General features: G+C 42.9%; 17 protein-coding genes. 5 read left to right on the top strand and 12 right to left on the bottom strand.

The genetic code is table 11. The annotated features are described in order from the left end of the window. Window positions 1–190: 190 nt before the first annotated feature. Window positions 191–829 (bottom strand): carbonic anhydrase family protein, encoded by a 639-nt coding sequence (locus EP1_RS05010; protein ID WP_067624406.1) that lies wholly within the window; start codon window positions 827–829, stop codon window positions 191–193. 36 nt (window positions 830–865) lie between these two features. Further along, on the bottom strand, window positions 866–1,786 hold the full coding sequence (locus tag EP1_RS05005) for an alpha/beta fold hydrolase (protein ID WP_067624403.1): 921 nt from the start codon (window positions 1,784–1,786) through the stop codon (window positions 866–868). A gap of 118 nt (window positions 1,787–1,904) precedes the next feature. Between EP1_RS05005 and EP1_RS05000 the strand changes: the two genes are divergently transcribed. Beyond that, entirely contained in the window at window positions 1,905–2,276 is a 372-nt protein-coding gene (locus EP1_RS05000) for a YccF domain-containing protein (protein ID WP_067624401.1), read from the top strand. 42 nt (window positions 2,277–2,318) lie between these two features. On the opposite strand, the gene EP1_RS13505 is transcribed toward EP1_RS05000, so the two are convergent. The 4 genes from EP1_RS13505 to EP1_RS04985 all read right to left on the bottom strand — a co-directional run bounded on the left by EP1_RS13505 (window position 2,319) and on the right by EP1_RS04985 (window position 4,676). Then, window positions 2,319–2,489 carry a hypothetical protein gene (locus EP1_RS13505; RefSeq protein WP_167540743.1) on the bottom strand — a complete coding sequence of 57 codons (171 nt, stop codon included), beginning with the start codon at window positions 2,487–2,489 and terminating at the stop codon, window positions 2,319–2,321. 64 nt (window positions 2,490–2,553) lie between these two features. Continuing rightward, on the bottom strand, window positions 2,554–2,808 hold the full coding sequence (locus EP1_RS04995) for a TfoX/Sxy family DNA transformation protein (protein ID WP_067624398.1): 255 nt from the start codon (window positions 2,806–2,808) through the stop codon (window positions 2,554–2,556). A 64-nt stretch (window positions 2,809–2,872) separates the two neighbouring features. Next, complete coding sequence (locus EP1_RS04990) at window positions 2,873–3,916, bottom strand: WxLIP family cell surface protein (RefSeq protein ID WP_167540742.1); 1,044 nt, start codon at window positions 3,914–3,916, stop codon at window positions 2,873–2,875. Window positions 3,917–3,941: 25 nt separating this feature from the next. Beyond that, window positions 3,942–4,676 carry a WxL domain-containing protein gene (locus EP1_RS04985; protein ID WP_067624396.1) on the bottom strand — a complete coding sequence of 245 codons (735 nt, stop codon included), beginning with the start codon at window positions 4,674–4,676 and terminating at the stop codon, window positions 3,942–3,944. A gap of 256 nt (window positions 4,677–4,932) precedes the next feature. Between EP1_RS04985 and EP1_RS04980 the strand changes: the two genes are divergently transcribed. Continuing rightward, the gene (locus EP1_RS04980; RefSeq protein ID WP_067624393.1) at window positions 4,933–6,396 is read left to right on the top strand and encodes a helix-turn-helix domain-containing protein; all 1,464 of its coding nucleotides are present in this window, start codon (window positions 4,933–4,935) and stop codon (window positions 6,394–6,396) included. Between the two features lie 56 nt (window positions 6,397–6,452). Beyond that, entirely contained in the window at window positions 6,453–6,989 is a 537-nt protein-coding gene (locus EP1_RS04975; RefSeq protein ID WP_067624390.1) for a prolyl-tRNA synthetase associated domain-containing protein, read from the top strand. 105 nt (window positions 6,990–7,094) lie between these two features. Here EP1_RS04975 and EP1_RS04970 read toward each other — a convergent pair whose 3' ends face one another. Then, window positions 7,095–8,954, bottom strand: a complete 1,860-nt coding sequence (locus EP1_RS04970; RefSeq protein WP_067624387.1) for a fibronectin type III domain-containing protein — start codon at window positions 8,952–8,954, stop codon at window positions 7,095–7,097. Window positions 8,955–9,373: 419 nt separating this feature from the next. Beyond that, a complete protein-coding gene (locus EP1_RS04965) occupies window positions 9,374–10,327 on the bottom strand; it encodes a hypothetical protein (protein WP_067624384.1) in 954 nt (317 codons plus the stop codon). A gap of 183 nt (window positions 10,328–10,510) precedes the next feature. Between EP1_RS04965 and EP1_RS04960 the strand changes: the two genes are divergently transcribed. Further along, on the top strand, window positions 10,511–13,072 hold the full coding sequence (locus tag EP1_RS04960; protein WP_067624382.1) for a transglycosylase domain-containing protein: 2,562 nt from the start codon (window positions 10,511–10,513) through the stop codon (window positions 13,070–13,072). A 61-nt stretch (window positions 13,073–13,133) separates the two neighbouring features. Then, a complete protein-coding gene (locus EP1_RS04955) occupies window positions 13,134–13,568 on the top strand; it encodes a hypothetical protein (protein ID WP_067624379.1) in 435 nt (144 codons plus the stop codon). A 58-nt stretch (window positions 13,569–13,626) separates the two neighbouring features. Here the strand turns inward: EP1_RS04955 and arcC are convergent, their stop codons facing one another. The 4 genes from arcC to ptcA form a co-directional block, all read right to left on the bottom strand. Beyond that, window positions 13,627–14,556 carry a carbamate kinase gene (arcC, locus tag EP1_RS04950; RefSeq protein ID WP_067624376.1) on the bottom strand — a complete coding sequence of 310 codons (930 nt, stop codon included), beginning with the start codon at window positions 14,554–14,556 and terminating at the stop codon, window positions 13,627–13,629. Window positions 14,557–14,565: 9 nt separating this feature from the next. Beyond that, window positions 14,566–15,663, bottom strand: a complete 1,098-nt coding sequence (aguA, locus tag EP1_RS04945; RefSeq protein WP_067624374.1) for an agmatine deiminase — start codon at window positions 15,661–15,663, stop codon at window positions 14,566–14,568. Then, window positions 15,617–17,038: an APC family permease gene (locus EP1_RS04940; RefSeq protein ID WP_067624372.1), complete on the bottom strand. Its 1,422-nt coding sequence runs from the start codon at window positions 17,036–17,038 to the stop codon at window positions 15,617–15,619. Before EP1_RS04940 ends, aguA begins: the two co-directional genes overlap by 47 nt. Before the next feature lie 113 nt (window positions 17,039–17,151). Next, window positions 17,152–18,171 carry a putrescine carbamoyltransferase gene (gene ptcA / locus EP1_RS04935; RefSeq protein ID WP_067624370.1) on the bottom strand — a complete coding sequence of 340 codons (1,020 nt, stop codon included), beginning with the start codon at window positions 18,169–18,171 and terminating at the stop codon, window positions 17,152–17,154. Between the last annotated feature and the right edge of the window lie 133 nt (window positions 18,172–18,304).

Below are 18,304 nucleotides of genomic sequence, written 5' to 3'. Positions count from 1 at the left end.
TATGAAAGAGTGATCCTTTTTTGGCTTATAGAAAAGCATAATCCGTAAACAATAAAGCTCAGATGTTTGCTGCCCTCACTGCTCTTCTTTCAAGCTGCTTGTTAATAATCTCCATAGAAAAAAGCGTGACAGAAACTTGTCACGCTTTTTCGAACAAATGATATTCAGCAGGAGCTACTGTTTCAACGGCTTATTCGTTATAACTTAAAACTTTTCGACTATTCAACGGCTGGCAGAGCCGTTTGTTTCTACCGTGAATAGCGATAAAGCGGGCAAGTTGTTTTTCTGAAACCGTCAAGCTCGTCTGCAGCACATACCACTCCACTCCTTCAGTCAAAGGCGGCGTCGTCAATGACCCGATATAATGGTAGTAACTTTTATTTTCAGGGAGTAGACAGGCCAGCGAACAAACACCGTCTCCTTGTTGCTCATACTGCTTTAAGACTTGTTCAAAGTCCGGATTAGCGGCACCGATCTGATAAAACACGCCGATCACTGCCTGCTGACCATTTGGGGCTTGAAATAAAAAATGACCTTCTAAAGGAAAAGTTTGACCATCTAGCTGATGCTCAGAATCCGTATGAAAATGCATTTGCACAAATTGAAAACAGCGATTATTCAGATAGGCTTCTCCGGCTCCTAAGAGCTGCAGATTCTGACCGTTGTTAAAAAAAGTGGCCGGTGTCGTTGAAAAATTCACCTGAATATTGCTCAGGTGAGCATCGGTCTCAATTTGGCTCGTTTCAATATCAATCGGTGATTGACGCTGGCCCTCTTGGCGCAACCACTCGGCTTGACGACAATAATCAATCAGAAATTCTGCTTTCATATAATCCCTCAATTACCTAAAATTTTTACAATGATATCATTTTCCGGAAATTTTTTCCATCCATTTGCAAATATCACGAAAAACTGTTGGTTTTTGAGTTTCATTCAAGAGCTCATGGCGCGCACCTTCGTAGAGTTTGACCGTCACCTGTTGCACGCCCGCTCCTTGGTAGGCGGCGGCTGCCTTCAGCACGCCTTTGCCGAATTCCCCGACTGGATCATCGCTGCCGGATAAAAATAACAGCGGTAGTTCTTTGGAGACTTGTTGGAGTAACACTGGGTCTTGTGTGCGAATAATTTGTGAAAATAACTCCTGATAACCACTTAAGGTAAATAAAAAGCCGCAAGCCGGGTCCGCCAGATAATTGTCGACTTCTTGTGACAGACTGACCAACCAATCTTTATCCGTTCGTTGGGGAGAAAACTTACGATTCATCCTACCAAAAGCCAGGCGATCGATCAGCCAGCTAGGATGTTTTTCTCCTTGGATCTTACTTAGTCCTTTAGCAACGCTTCGACCAACACGCGTCAGCCAGGCCGGCTGCTGACCGGTACCGACTAAAATGGCGCCACTAATCTCTGCGCCGTATTCTGTTAAATAATTCCGTAAAACAAATGAACCCATGCTATGACCCAAGACTAAAAAAGGAATGTCCGGGTAGTTTTTCTTACCCCACTGTGTCACTTGGTACAAATCGCGCACTAAGCCATTTTCAGTCTGGGAATCGTGGAAATAACCCGCCGGTTGCTGATGCATCGAAGCACCATGCCCTAGATGATCGTGGCCGATCACTGCGATTTGCTGCTGATTCAAATATTCAGCAAAACCAGCGTAGCGTAAGAGATGCTCCGCCATCCCGTGGGTGATTTGCAACACGGCCCACGGTTTTTCACACGGCCAGTGATAACCTTGCAGCCGCGTTTTTCGATCGACAGAAAGTAAATCAAATCGTTTCAACCTGTTCGCTTCCTTTCTCGTTTATTTGCTAATTTGGAGTCTTTACGAAAATTTCCAACTTAAGTTGGAGGTCCTTTTCTTGAAAAATGCTACACTAGTATCAAGGGAGTGATGAAATATGTCTTGTATCGGAAATTTAATCTGGTTGATTTTTGGTGGTCTAATCGGCGGATTGACTTGGTGTTTGGCCGGTTTATTATGGTGTCTCACGATTATCGGCATTCCCATAGGGTTACAGTGCTTTAAATTTGCCAGCTTGAGTTTTGCGCCCTTTGGAAAAGAGATCGTCTACTCAACAACGGGCATAAATTTTATTGTCAATCTGATTTGGCTGATCGTCTCTGGAATCCCCTTAGCTTTGGGGCATCTGATTAGTGCCTTGCTGCTTTGTCTGACCATCGTCGGGATTCCTTTTGCTGCCCAATCCTTAAAGCTTGCGCAATTAGCCCTAATACCTTTTGGCGCCCAAATCATTTCAAAACGCTACTGATGCTCGTAAAAAAAGAGGAAGGACAATGTCTTCCTCTTTTGCTTATCCAAAAATCAAGTAAATCAAACCCACAATAATCAATGCCAGATTCAAGGTCACTTGGATATTCACCATTAACGGAGTGATCTGCTTTTTCTTGCGGCGGGCCAGACTAAGAAAGACATTGTATGCCCCCACCAAAATAATAAAGATTACTAACGCGATTAAAAACAAAAAGCCACTTCCCTTTTTGTTTTTAGTGTAACGTGAATAGTCTTGCAAGTAAAGTCAAAAAAAGCTAATCTAATTGTTTGAAAAAATCCCGCAGCTCAGCCTTCCGACGCTCACTTAATTCTCGCTTAGGAATATCTTGAATCGCACCTTCTAAGCCATACAATAGATGTAAACAAGCCCCATCATCAACTAAATGGCGGATCTTTAAAAAGGCCGCCTCCGTACCTAGCTCACGCAATTGAGCGGGTTCCACGATCCCTACTTCTGCCAATTTCCCTTCATTTACCACACCAATATTTTTCATTTCTGAAATTCTCATTGCCGACTCCTTTTAGATCTATTATACCCTATAATGTAAGCGGAAACGATATTTTCATAAAAATTTATCGCTTACTTTTTCTAAAAACCATTCGGCTAACCACCAGTACGAATACGGTGAGTAATCCGTAAATTAAGGATGGATCAGGCGCTTCTTGTTTAAGCGTCACATCCGTTGTGTTTAGCTTTTGGGCCTTTTCGGAAGTAATTGTAAGTTCATCCTCTAGTGACCAATGATAGCGATAACTTTTTTTCGTCCTCGGATCGTAGAAAGGACCCTCTTGTGCTTCTTGCCCATAAGCTTCCAGTACTACTTGATACTTTCCCGGTGCGACGCGCTTGTTTTCTCCGGTTTCATTCAAAAAACTGGTTAATTGAAAACGACTATTTGGTGCCACCTGTAAATTTTTTTGAATTCCTTGATAGAAAGCGGTGGTCTGCCCTTGCTTTATCAGCGTTAGCTGACAAACAAGCTGATTTAAATATGCGGCAGCCGGATTTTGCAAAGTACTTTGTAGTACCGTCCGCTGATTGACTTGTCCTATTTGGCTTTTGATCAGGCGTAGATCGGGTGGCCCAGTTTCTCTTTGCTGGCGAAGCAAAACTGCTAAGGCGTAAGAGAACTTATTGTTGATTGCCACCCCCGACTGATTCGTGACTGCTGCCGGCTCTGTTTTCTCGCTAAAGGTAATCCCTCCAGCAATCAAGCCGCTAAAAACTTCAGCTGGCATTTGAAGAGTGAAACGATACGGTCTTTTCGTATGAGGCTCCAGTTTCAACTCGCGAGGTGCTTGGATCAATTCAGCAAAATCAAAACGCAAGGTTGGATCATTGATTTTTTTGACGTCGGATCCGCCATACTCAACCACTCCGTTATCATTCGTAAATGCTGAATGGGTAGTCGCTGTGACTAGCACCGGTTGCGCCGTATCGTTTTTTAGCCAGATCGTCAATTCCTGTTTGTGGTTTGGTGGCATCAGCAAATCAAAATAGCTACTATTTTGCGCTAGCTGATTCGCTGGAATTTCTGGTAAAACTGAAAAGTTGAATTCCGCAGCCCAACTGGTATTAGTAAAACTACCCAAAAGTACCAAAAATCCCCACAACACCAATAAATGGCTTCTTCTACATCTTTTAAGCATTTGGTGGCGCATCAGTTAAACACCAAGTAAAGGTCGTGGTATACGCTTTAGCCAGTTTAGTGGCTGATCCGGGTACGAATAATTCAATACTTTCAGCCGCCGTCTGTTCATCACCCCAAGCAAGCAGAAAGGTCCCTGCACCAGTATTTTTTTCAGACACCAAAACATCCTTCAGCATATTGTTTGGCTGTATCACTACGGACGTTGAAGCGGTGGGAGGCACTGATTCCGCAATCGTTGCGATCCGACCGTTTTTAAAGGTTACTTGGGCCCCACTCAAGCTTTCGCCTTCTTCTGTTTTAAATTGCTCTGCTTGTTTGACCTGCAACCGCCAGCCAGCTTGACTCCCCCGTTTATCTGAAACTTGAATATAATTAGGGCCTTGCTTTTCTTCAGAGGTGGTCGTCTGGTATTTTTGCGCCTTGGCTAGATAAATTTTATCTTGTGTCGTGATCTTCTGCGCACCAAAATCCAAACTTGAAGCATAATCAATCGATAGCGCTCCCCCAGTACCGGGGTTAGGACCGTTTGGATCAATCGGATCGACTGGCTGAATTGGTTGAAGAGGATCACTCGGATTCAAAGGATCGGTGATTTCTTCATTTGGTGTAAAGGTGATCATTCCTTTTGTGGTATACTCACCGCCTTCAGCCGCGGTTGCTTCTGGCAGACAGATGCCGACCCCAGAAAAAAATAATAGTAGCAACAAAATCAGTCGTTTGCTCATGTTCTTCCTCCTTTTGATTTTCTTAACTCTCAAAAGAAGATACGCAGTTTTGCTTGTTTGCTTGGAACACTTCGACTTCTATCTTAAAAACACACAAATAACAGCGGTTATAAGAATGAATATTTTTTATCTTTTTCAGCTTAACGCTTTATTTTTAACCAATTATTAGGTTATTATTTAGGACAAATGATATTATCAACAAAAAAATAAATTACTGGTGTTACTTTTTAATAATTGAGAATCGAGGGAATATTTGATGCTAGGAATGGATAAAAATACCTTGTTGAAGATTCAGATCATCGAGACTTTAGACCGTCTATCGGCGCCGATTTCATTAAAAGAATTACAATTAAAGATCGAGCACGCCAGTCTAGGGACGATTCGGATGAATTGTAAAGAACTGCAAACAATTATCGCTGAGCTTTATAAAAATAAAGACTATTCATTGAAACTTTGCATAAATAACGGTGGTATCCAGCTAGAACGCTCCTCATCGAATCTTCAATCCTTGGCTGGCTACTTATACCAGCAGGACCTTGCTTGCCAAATCATCCGTGCGATCCTAGTCAAACGGAAGATTTCAGCCATCCAGTTTTGTATGGCCAAAAATATCAGCGAATCTAAATTACGACGCAAAATTAAAGAAATCAATCGCGAGCTGGCCGATTATGAACTTTATATTTCTTGTTCAGCAAATATCAGTTTAAAAGGTCGTGAGGTTGATATCCGCCGCTTCTATTACATCTTTTTGCGGGGGCTCTATCAGCAATTCGCAATGGTCGGGGCAAGCGATACAGACTCTTATTACCAGTTGTCTCAGCAGATCGAGGCTGATTTAAAACTGACCGACAATCCCGCCAACCGTGAGATGATCAGTTTTTGGCTTTTTATTACCAATCAATTTCTAAATAAAAAAGCAGATCTGACATTCACCAGGGCGGAACAAGAGTGGCTCAATCAATTCAAGTTTCCTAAGAAGCCGCCCTTTTTAAAAACTTGGAACACGAATGAATGGAAATTTTTCCTTCATGCGATTTATAGTTCATTGTTAAATGATTTTGAATTACAAACCAAAAACCCTTCACAAGATCAGGTCTTTAGTCAAGCTGCCACCCACTGGATCGCAGCCTTCACCAACAATTTCAGGCCGCTAAATCACCGTGAACAAAAATTTATCACGCGCAAAATCAAACAGCTGTATGCGGCGCTGGTCTTTTTCAATTTAAACGATGAAATGCTTAACCGTCTAAGTGACACCCTTTCACTCAACACATTGCAGACCCAGTTTCCTTATTATCATCACCGTTTCGAAGCGTTTTGGAACAAGTTCACTCAGGAGGTTTCATGGTGTGACCAACAGCAACTAAAACTTTACTCCTTGTTGACTTGTGTCAGCCTTTTTCCCTTGGAGAATTGTCTACCGAATATTTCTATCTATGTCTTCTCTGAGTATAGCGAGCTTTTTAGTATTCTTATTCGTGAAAAGATCCAGCTGCATTTTAAAAACCAATACCATTTGGACTTTGTTGCTGAACCACAGACGGCCCAACTGATCATTGGAACCTCTCCAGCCTGTCGAAACTTTTTAGTGGAGGGCCAAGAATTCCTGATCATTCGTTCAAATCTGTCCGCTACTGATTATAAAGATATTGAAGTCGTTTTAACTTCCTTAGTGGCTAAAGATTTAGCAGAATCGTCAAAAAAGCTAAATTTGGGTTGATAAATTGCTAAAAAACACGTATTGTAGTATTTATCACAAATCCAAAGGAGGCTGTTATGGTTTACGTTAGTGAAATGTCTACGACTCCCCCAACGGAGTTTGGTTCCGAATTAGAAGCAAAAACGTATGCTGTCTTGGAAAAATTAGCGATTTCTTTTCATCAAGTCGCCACCGGTGAAGCACTGACGATGGAGGATTGTATCGACATCGATCAGCGTTTAGGAATCGAAGTCGTCAAAACGATTTTCTTATGCAACCAAAAGAAAACAAAGTTCTATCTCTACATTACTCCGGCCGATTTCAAATTCGTTACGAAAGAATTCGGCAAGAAATTAGCGATTCCGCGGGTATCGTTTGCTTCGGCTGATTTATTGAAAGAACGGCTAGGCGTAATTCCTGGGGCGGCAACCATTTTTGGCTTGTTATTAGACCCAGAACACGAGATCCAACTGGTTTTTGATCAATCGGTGGCCGACCGTGAATGGTATGGCTGCAGCTCCGGTTCGGTTACCAATTATATGAAATTAAAAACGGCTGACTTGTTCGAAAAATTCTTGCCCTATACTGGTCATGAAGCAATTTTTATCGATTAATCGGTTGTTCATTCAGAAAAAGGAGGTCTGACAAAAATTTTGTCAGACCTCCTTTTTGGAACGATCTTGTCCAATTGAAACGTTAGCCGTTAACGGACTATTTTGTTAACATTTGACGGTGACACAGCCGATTTCCTTGATTGGTCCCGTAATTTCTTTGCCGCAATCTGAACCCACCGCTTGAATCGCGAAGTAATGGGTGCCTTTTGGTAAGCAGACTTTACTTAATGAATAATCCAAGTAATAGCCTTTCCCAAAAGAACCATTCATACATTTCGCATAACGAACATCGATGGTTTTATAGGCTGCGCCATAACCACAACCGCCCGTTTTGCGATACACACGAACTTTCGTGTATTCTGTCGGTTTTTGCGTTCCTAAGAAAATTTGTGCGCCATAGTAACGCGTCGGACGACCGCAGCTCAACTGATTTTGGATACAGCCTTTTAAATCGGTTCCGATTTCTTTCTTCTTAAGGGTCGTTGCACAAGCTGATCCCCATTGAAGGCTGACCCAGCTGCTCCATTGACCATAATTAGCTTTTACCCAGTAATAGTACGTGGTGCACGGATTCAAGCAATTATCTTGGTAAGTCATTTCCGAACCCTCTTGTTTACCAGTGACCTGAATCGCAGTCGCCTGATTGATATTATTGGTCGTACTGCGATATAACGTGTAGCTGGTAGCATAACGCGTAGCTGCGTTATCGCTCTTCGTATTCGTCCAAGAAACTTGGATCGCTCTTTCGGAAACGGCCTTGGCTTTGATACATGGATTCAACGTCGTTGCGCAAACCGTAAATTTACTGATGTTCCCACTGCTAACAGTTTCAATCGTGTAAGAAGGCGTTGCTTTTGGACGTTTCACCATGACTTTGTAGCAATAAGTTGTATTGTGGTTCAATTTGAGATCATTGTAACTGGTTTTCCCTTTAACCGTTGCGATCTCTTTGAAGGAACTTGAGTGGTAATCGTTACACTTGCTCGTGCTCCGATAAATTTTATATTCGGCATCTGCACCTTTGGATTCCCATGAAAGACCTAACCAATGGTGTTGAGTCTCCGTGATGCAAACCGATTTAACAGCATCCCATTTTTCTTTGTAGTTGTTTTGATTGCAGTTTTTATCACTATGTTTTTTGTCACAGTCTTCATCGTGTTTCCAGTTGTCGTTGCAACCGTGCCCGTTATGTTTTTCATCACAATCGGGTTTGTGTTGCCATTTATTGTCATTACAGTTGCCGCCATTATGATTTTTGTCGCAGTTTTCATCATGTTTGCAATTGTTGTTGTTGCAGTTTTTGCCACTGTGTTTTTTGTCACAATTATCCGTATGTTTCCAATTATTTTCGTTGCAGCCTCGCCAACTACTGTGTTTTTTATCACAGTATTGGCCATGCTTATTGTTGTCATTACAAGACGAACCGCTATGTTTCCCATCACAGCTGGTTTTGTGTTTCGTTGTTGGCGCACAATACGCGCTGGCTACTGCCCCAGAGTCTTGTGCTGTCTTACTTGTTTCAGTCGTCTCACGCTCAGCTTCTTTAGAATCACCCACTTCTTTAAGAACATCCTGATTGGCGACTGGTTCGGTGGCCGCTTGTTCTTGACCTTCGACCACGGCTGAAACTTTATAATAGTAAAGATAATCAGCCTTAAGTGTTCCGTTGACCTTGGCATCCATGTAAGGATCGGCGGTATGGGTATCCTTGGTTGTTTGAACTCGTTGATACTCACCGTCTATCTCTTCCGCCCGATAAATATAATAATTTTCGGCCTTGTCTACTTTATCAAACTTAATTTCTGACCATTTTTGTGTAGCATTATGCTCTACGGTCAAATTAGCAGGAACCGCCTGATCAGCAGCAAAAACTTGCGCTACGCCCCCTAACGAAGAGAATGTCATCCCCAGCAGCATCACCAGTGACATGATTCCCTTTATTTTTTTCCCCCATTTACTTTTCATTCTTTTCTCCTTTTCTGTTTAACCCGTAAAAAAATCCATACCAAATAAACGTCCCTTAATTAATCGAAACAACTTTTTCAGTTTATTTTGTGAAGAATGTTTTTGGCCAAAAACAGAAATCAGGTATTCATAGCTCACCCCCTTTCAAGAAATCTGCAAACTAATTTAGTCAGATAGCAACGCAATCAGCAGATTCCTCAACTATTTTCCTGTTATCTCGAATATAACAATTTTTATGATTTTTATCTATATTCCATCAAATTTCAAAGATTATCTTTGAATTATGATGAAAAATTTTTGCAATAAAGTGAACCTTCCGTTTATTTAATATTCTATTTAATAAACGGATTGTGGCTCTTTGCCCGCCTTAGACACGCCAAAAAAGACGAAGCAAAAAATGCCTCGCCTTGCACATATTTTTAGGAACGCTGATTGATTGAAAGAATCTTTTGCTGCAAGCGATCATAAACCACTGTGAATTCGGCCACCTTGGTCGGGGAAGTCGGCACGCGGAAATAATAATCGGATTGACCATCCGTCGGCGTATTGGTGTGATAAAAACCCGCCAGATACGCATGGGAAAGATCTCCGCGAGTCGCCTCAAATAAGTCAAAGAAACCGCTGGGATCGGTGATATTCAGACTTTTTTCCAGCGCCTTGAATTCTGTCTGCTGGCGATCCATACCACCTTTTTTCATTTGACGATACAGTTGCGTATCGGTGCCACGCCGGTTAAGTTCTGTCCACGCCGTCTCAAAATCAGCTGTCTTATCTAAATACGTATCGGACTGAGTGATGACGGACTTCACTTCCGCTCCATCTTCAGCCGTTAATTGAACGAGCTTATCTGTAGTAAAGCTCAAACTAATCGTATAATCGTGCCGCGTTCCCGTAGTATCCGTGAAGCTCCAGACTTGCCGCTGGGTCATCACTGGCTGGTCGTCCATTAACCGCTGACCAAAACCTAGCACACTGACACTGACAAACCCGTTTTCTTCGGAACTCACCATCGGATAAATTTTACGATAAAGATCAAAAATATTTTTTTCAGTCTGGGCTGGACCGTAAATTTTTTCAATCGCCATAGCCAGCGCCTGCGAGCTAACAAACCGATCGTCTGCTTCAAGAGCCTGATTCAGCGCCTCGACTTTTTCAACTTGCTCGGTCAATAAGCGTTGGTCATTGACATCTTTTAAGGGCAGCACGGTTAGCTTCGGTAATTCTTCCTTTTTAACTGCTTTATTATCACTGGCAAAAACACTGAAGGGTAGCGTAAACTGCGGAAAATTCCCACTTAATACGACGGCAATCGTCCCTAAAAAAAGGGCAGCTAAAATTCCCCAAAAAATCAGCCATTTTTTTGTTGTGTTCATAGGTCACCTCGTCTCCACTATATTGTGGCGACAAATTATTCGAGCGTCAAGTATTTCTAATGAATAAACACTTATTTTTATGAAATAATCTAAATTTTTTCTTGCAAAAATATGAATTGGATAGTTATTCGAGTCATTTTCTATTACACTAGAGGAAATGATTTCAATAAGGATAGGCAGGATATGGCAAAAAGACAAGAACGACATGAAACTAAAAAAACAAACAGCGCGAAAGGCGCTCCTAAGAAATTGCCTAAACTGGCAAAATCAACCAAGATCTCACTAAGCATCTTAGCGGTACTGCTTGCGCTGGTGATTGCAGGGACCGTTTTCTTCTTCCAAACATATGGCAAAGAAGTCACGGCCGCGATCGATGCCGGTGAAGAACACGCCGCTACGATTCAAGAAAGTGACTTCAAGCAACATCATCCGACGACGATTTTAGATAAAGATGGTCAAGTCATCAAAGAACTGAAGACGCAAGAGCGAGACTACTTAACATACGATAAGATGGACCCCCTTGTTTCCCAAGCGTTGATTTCGATTGAAGATAAACGTTTTTACGAACATCACGGTGTCGATACGCAAGGCTTGCTGACGGTCGCATTGAATGCGGCACTTGGTCGCGGGGTACGGGGCGCCTCCACAATTACTCAACAGCTGGTCAAAAATATTTATCTAACACCCGAAGTTTCTATCTCTCGGAAGATCGAAGAGATGGTGATGGCGCAAGCCTTAGAAAAAAAATTCAGCAAACACCAAATTTTGGAATATTATTTGAACAATGTTTACTTCGGTCATGGGGCCTATGGAATCAATGCGGCGGCCAAAGTCTACTTCGGCAAATCGATCAACGATACGAGCCTGCTGGAAAAAGCGACTTTGGTTGGGATCACCAACAATCCAGGGATTTTTGATCCCACCACTGAAAAAGCCAACGCGCTAAAACGGGCTAAATTGATCTTAGAAGAGATGAATGCTCAAGGCTATATCACTAAAGAGCAATACGATCAAGCCGTGGCTGATGATTTTACCGCCAAGATCCACAGCAATGCTCTCAATAACCAATTAGACAATCATGAAGTGGCTTTAGCGGTCGATTCAGCGACGAAAGTCTTGATGGGCCAACAAGATTTCCGCTTCCAATACCAGTTCGATTCTAAGGAAGAAGAAGATCGCTACAATAAAGAATATAAAACCGCCTATAATAAAGTCTATCAACGGATCCTTTCCGGCGGGTATCAAATCAGCACCAATATCGATCCTGCCATGCACGATCAATTGCAAGGTATTGTCAGCAACGTGATGAATGCTTGGCAAGATCGAGGCGACAATAATTTTTACACAAAACAAGCGGCGATGACCGTCATCGATAATCAAACGGGAAATGTCGTTGCTAGTATCGGCGGTCGGGGCGAAGAAGGCAATTATTACAATCGCGCTTTCCTTTCCCTTCGTCAACCGGGGTCTGCAATCAAGCCATTGGTAGCTTACGCCCCCGCCTATGAACGTGGTTTGTTGGAAAATAGTACGGTCTCCGATGATCGCTTAAACAATACCTATCCAAACAATGTTTATAATGGTTCCAAAGGTCTTTTAACATTGCGTAATGCTTTAGCGATTTCCTCCAACGTAGTGGCGTACAAATTAGCCGATGAAAATCGTGAAGCCACAAAAGAACCAGTCTATCAACCGCTGGCTCAAATGCAATTTACCGGACTGGACGTTCAAGATGACAATCCGATCATTGCCGTCGGCGGAATGACCTACGGCGCGACTACTCAGGAAATGGCTAGCGGGATTGCCACCTTGGTCAACCAAGGAAACTATCGCGCACCGTCAAATATCCAAACAATCAAGCGCAGAGACACTGGGCAAGAAATCTTCTCCCAAAACGATAGCGCACAACAAAAAGTTTACAGCGATGATGCTGCTTATTTAACGATCGATACGATGAAGGCGGTCCATCAAAATACCGATGGAACTGCTAGCGGACTTAACTTGGCTCACAATCAATATTGGGCCGTCAAAACCGGTACGACTGACGAAGCCAAAGATCTCTGGACCGTGGGCGCGACACCTTACTATACCGTTGCCGTCTGGGCCGGCGATGATACGCCGCAGCCGCAAGACAACGCCAGCGTCGGGCAAGCGACCAAGGAAATCTTCAAACAAACGATGGATCTTTTAAATAATGGCAAAGAAGATGTTGATTTCCAAATGCCCGCGTCGGTCCAAAAATCAGGCAATCAATTGGTTACCCGCTCCAGTCAAACGAAACAAGTTCTAGCGGCCCGCCAAGAAGCTTTGCAGACGGCAACTGCTAAGATTGATACGTTAGCCAAGGAAAAAGCCAATCAATTAACCATAGCCAAATTGAATACGCCAATGGTCGAAGAAGCATCGACCTTCAGTAATCAATTGATTTCCGATCGAATCGACAGTTTGAGTCAATTTGAACTGATCGTCACGGATACGCAAGACAATTGGCAAACCTTTGACCAGTATGCTCAGCAAGTTTTCGCCTTAGTCCAGCAAGTCGAACCAACGGGCGGAACACTTTCTGACCAATATACAAACGTATATCGCAATAAAGAAGCGGAATACGCTCACGAAAAAGCTGCCAGAAATGCCGAGTTGAATTCGATCAATGACCAGATTCAAGACGTCGAAGACCAAAGCAAAGATCTCGACAAACAAATCAGTGAGTTGAAAAAACAATTAGAAGCAGAGAAAAAAGATTAAACAAAAACAGTCGCCAAGTTGGCGACTGTTTTATTATAATAAGAAGAAAAGGAGTGTTTTAATGGACACTGTGTTGACGCTTTTGACCGCTAAAGATACCAAAGAAGCTCTGATGGCTTTCAAAAAATTGGAAGCTGTATGCCTGGGCGAACCTATTTACATGGATAAACTTGAGTCATTCTTGCCTGCCCTTAATGCAGAGACGCCCTCCGGACGAGGACGTGCTTTTAAATTTTTTATGATCAACGCACGCTGGGATTCGCAAAATATCATTGACACTCATCTTGAAGAAATTTTAGCGATCTTGGATGATTCCAAAGCTCCTATTATTCGTCAATGTATTCCCTACTTAGTTTATTTAACAGAAGCTAAACCAGAAATGACTCCGCTCATTCGCCAAAAATTGGAAAATCTGGATCTCAGTCAATTTAAAGAAAGCATGCAAAGTTTGATCAAGAGAGACATTGCGAAGGTCTTGACTGAGATGAAAAGCTAACCCTTTTTTCTTCTTGTCAAAACTAAAATCTCAGCCCTAACAGGCTGGGATTTTAGTTTTAGATTTGTATCTTCGTTCCGCTGTTGCCTTTAACGGCTTCTGAAGCTTGTTCCAAAGAAGCAATGATGGCCTGACGACCGGCTTTTGATTCCGCAAAATCAATCGCAGCTTCAACTTTTGGCAACATGCTGCCAGGAGCAAATTGATCTTCCCTGATATATTGTTTCATCTCTGTCACTGAAGTTGTTTCCAGTGCTTTTTGCTCTGGGGTACCGAAATTGACAAAGACATGATCGACTGCCGTCAAAATAATGAAGACATCGGCATCGATCAAAGCCGCCATTTTAGCTGCCGCAAAATCTTTATCGATTACAGCATCGACTCCCTTGTAGCGAGTGCCTTCATAAATAACTGGAATGCCTCCTCCACCACAGGCGATCACGACTTGCCCCGCGTCGACTAAGGTTTGTAAACTGATTTTTTCGTAAATATCGACTGGTTTCGGTGAAGGTACTACCCGCCGCCAACCACGACCGGCATCTTCAACGTAGACATCGTCGCTTTCTGCCATCAATTTTTGGGCTTCCGCTTCGGTGTAATAGCCCCCAATCGGTTTCGTTGGATTGGTAAACGCCGGATCTTGTGGATCGACTACGACTTGCGTCAACATCGAAACCACCGGAATATCGTTTAAACCCCGGGCGACTAATTCTTCATCAATCGCTTGTTGCAAATGATAACCGATGTACCCTTGGCTCATCGCGGTACATTCAGGAAACGGCATCGTGTCTTCAGGCGTTTGGCTAGTTTCTTCAAAAGCTAAACGAATCTTGCCGACTTGCGGGCCATTGCCGTGAGCGATCACCACATGATGCCCGGCTGTGATTAGATCGGCGATTGATTTCGCCGCTAATTCGGCTTTAGTTAATTGTTCATTGGCGGAATTTCCTAACGCGTTTCCACCTAATGCGATTACGATTTTTGACATGCGCTTCTCCTATCTTTGCGGTTGTTGTTGGGTGATACAGTGGATATTCCCGCCGCCGTAAACAACTTCTACGGTATTGACACCCACGATTTTTTTATCTGGGAAGATCATTTCCAATTGTTCCAAAGCTAAGGCATCATTCTTATCGCCATATTGTGGCACGATGACCCCGTTGTTGGTAATCAAGAAATTCATATAAGAAGCGATACAGATATCGCCGTCTTCCCGTGGCAGTGTTCCTTCCACGTAGTCGATCTTGAAATTGCCGTCGATGGTGACATTGTCGATCGGGCAACAGATTTTATGCACTTTTAGTTTGCGGCCTTTGGCATCGGTCATTTCGTTCAAGCGTTTATAGGCATCTTGGGCTGCTTCATAAAATGGACTATTTTTATCTTCGGTGTAGATACAAGCCACTTCGCCTGGGCGAACGAAACAAGCAACGTCATCCACGTGACCGTTGGTTTCTTCTGGATCAATCCCATCACCTAACCATAAAACTTTTTCACAATTTAAGTAGTCGCATAATTTTTCTTCGATTTCTTCTTTGGTCATATGTGGATTGCGCCCTTCACTCAACAGACACATTTCCGTTGTCAAAACCGTTCCTTCGCCATCCACGTGGAAAGAACCGCCTTCTAAAATAAAGTCCGCTGTCCGGTAAGAGTCAACCTTTTCGATTTCACAAATTTTTTGTGCGACTAAATCATCTTGATCCCAAGGGAAATACAACCCGTCAACTAAACCGCCCCAAGCGTTAAAGCCCCAGTCATTAGCTCGTAATTCACCGTGGTCATTGATTACAAAACTTGGTCCACAATCTCGCACCCAAGCATCATTATTCGACATTTCATAAACGGTGATTTTTGCTGGTAATTGCCGACGACAATTTTGGAATTGTTGCTGAGAAACCACGACGTTCATCGGCGTGAATTTACTGATGGCTTTAGCCACTTCCGCAAAAGCTGCCTGAGCAGGTTTGCCACCATCCCGCCAATTATCCGGCCGCTCCGGCCAAATCATCCAAACTTTTTCTTGTGGTTCAAATTCACCGGGCATTCTAAACCCGTCTTGTTTCGGTGTTGTCTTCTCGATTCTCTTTGCCATGATAGATGACTCCTTCTTTTTTAATTTTTTTCATCCAAATGATTGCTTCACCAAACAAGGTGAAGACGATTGCACCGATGGTGATCGGTAACTGCTGACTCAAACTTTCGGCATCAAATTGTAACGGTAGCGCGGTAAAGATCAATGAGATTACAATCATGATCATTGGTAATGCCACCAAGATTTTCAACACGGTATCACTGCCTCCGACTTTAAACGGACGCGGTGTATCGGGATCACTTTTGCGTAATTTGTAAAAAGCTGGAAAGACTGGTACATAAGACATCAAGAACATCACGAGATTCAATGAGAAGAATGCCCAGAATAGATCTTGGTTTGGTAGGATCGGTGCGATCACGACCACTACCGTTGCCACGATCCCATTCATGATCGCTGCGCCGATCGGCATTTCGTCTTTGCCGCCACGCTTTGCAAAAATTTTCGGCATGTCCCCATTTTCGGCTGCGTAACAAGCCGTATTATTGACACCTAAAGACCAAGAGATCATATTGCCGAACAAAGTCAATAGGAATAAGAAAGCCATCGCGATGATGAACCAACCACCGGTCGAGCCGGTCAATAACTTGAAGCTGTCCATCAAACCGCTGCCGGTACTGATTTGATCGGTTGGAATGGCAACGCCAATCCCAAAGGCTGAAAAGATGTAAATTGCCGCGATCACTAACCCACCGGCAATAATTGCTTGCGGGATTTGTTTTTTCGGATTTTCCATATCGTCAGCAAACGTACAGATCACTTCAAAACCTAATAGATTGAAAATAATCACTGAAATAAAGGACAAACTATTCAAATTGAAGCTAGGTAATAAAGAAGCTAACGTAAATTCATTGGCGGCCCCTTTAGTCGCAAAGGTATACAGGCCTAACGCACCAATCAAAATCGCCAACAGCATCTTGATCACCGCGGCCCCATTCAAGATCCAGACACTGTCTGCGACTGGATAAAAACTGATCCAAACGATCACCCAAATAAAAACTAACTCAATCAAAATCGCGGGGATCGTTGAAAATTCAATTCCTGTGATCGTCGTTAATAAATCGGGACACACCACAGCTAAGGAAGCCAACCACAGTGGATAATTGATCCAATAATACCAAGAAACACGGGATCCCCAACGGTGGCCGAAAGCTTGGGTCACCCAGTCATAAATCCCACCATCACCAATATAGGTGGTCCCTAATTCTGAAGAAATCAAACCATACGGCAAAAGGAACGTGATTAGTAGAAAGATCCACCAAAAAAATTGGGAATTTCCGATCGCCGCAACCGGCGCCGCCGCCTCTGCCACGAACACGACACAGATAACGGATAATATTGCACTCATCAAACTAAATTTTTTCTTTTTTGCTTCCATTTTTCTTCCTTTCCGGTAGAAACAGGGATTGAGGATTGCCCCAATCCCCGAATGGAAATAATCTTGATGAATTTATTTAACCCTGCAGATCATTTCCGTCCTTACCTGTGGGTCTATAGTGCTTTACCTAAAAAGACTTCCAGTTCTGCTTTAGCTGCTGCTTGTTGTTTTTCGTCGATCGGATTCTTATCCGCATAGTCATGCATCAAATAAACCAATAAGCCGCGAATCGAGGTCAAACGATTTTCTGCTTCATCAAAACAGATGGAGTTTGGTCCGTCCATCACTTCATCGGTCACTTCTTCGCCACGCGTTGCTGGTAGACAGTGCATGAATTTCGCATCTTTGCCAGCGCGGGCCATCAATTCATCATTGACTTGGTATTTCGGATAGAAAGTACTCATCCGTTCTTCTTCTGATAACTCTGCTTCGTATAAGCCGTACCAAACGTCGGTGTAAACAAAGTCCGAGCCTTCGATCACTTCGATTTGATCAGAAACGGTATAGGAACCGCCCGATTCTTTACAAATCGCATCTAAGCGCGCCCGATGATCGTCATTTAATTGGAACCCTTGCGGACCAAATTGGACAAATTCCATGCCCATTTTAGTAGCGACTAACCCCAGTGAGAAACATACTTGTGTAGCATCACCGATGAAGGAAACTTTGCAGTCTTCAATTTTCTTGCCTGCCGGTAAATGTTCGATCATCGTACAAAGGTCGCCTAATTCTTGTGTTGGATGGTTGAAATCAGACATACCGTTGATGACTGGAATCGTTGCATTATTCGCTAAATCATAAACGCTGTGATGACGTTCCACCCGAGCCATTAGAATATCGACTAACCGCGACAAGACGCGACTGGTGTCTTCAATGGTTTCATGTCCGCCTAATTGGATTTGACCGGGCGCCAAATATTCTGCGTGCCCCCCTAATTGAGTCATCGCTGTTTCAAAAGAAACTCGCGTTCTAGTAGAAGATTGTTGGAAGATCATGCCTAAGACTTTATTTTTTAATAATGGCGGATAAAAACCGTTTTTAATAGAAGCTTTGATTTTCAGTGATAAATCAACAATGTATTGAATCTCCTCCTTCGTGTAATTTTCTGTTGTAATGAAATCTCTTTTTGCCATGATGACGCCTCCTAAGTAATTTGTTTGCTTTTGCTCCTTTACTTTAGGCAAAAAATGGCAAGTTTACGATAAGCTAAAGGATGTAAACACTAACATTTGCGATTGTGATTAGTTTCACCTGGTTTATTTTTAG

This window comes from Enterococcus pseudoavium NBRC 100491 (assembly GCF_001544295.1).
GTDB classification, from domain to species: domain Bacteria; phylum Bacillota; class Bacilli; order Lactobacillales; family Enterococcaceae; genus Enterococcus_A; species Enterococcus_A pseudoavium.
This window is presented reverse-complemented; position numbering and strand designations above follow the sequence as displayed.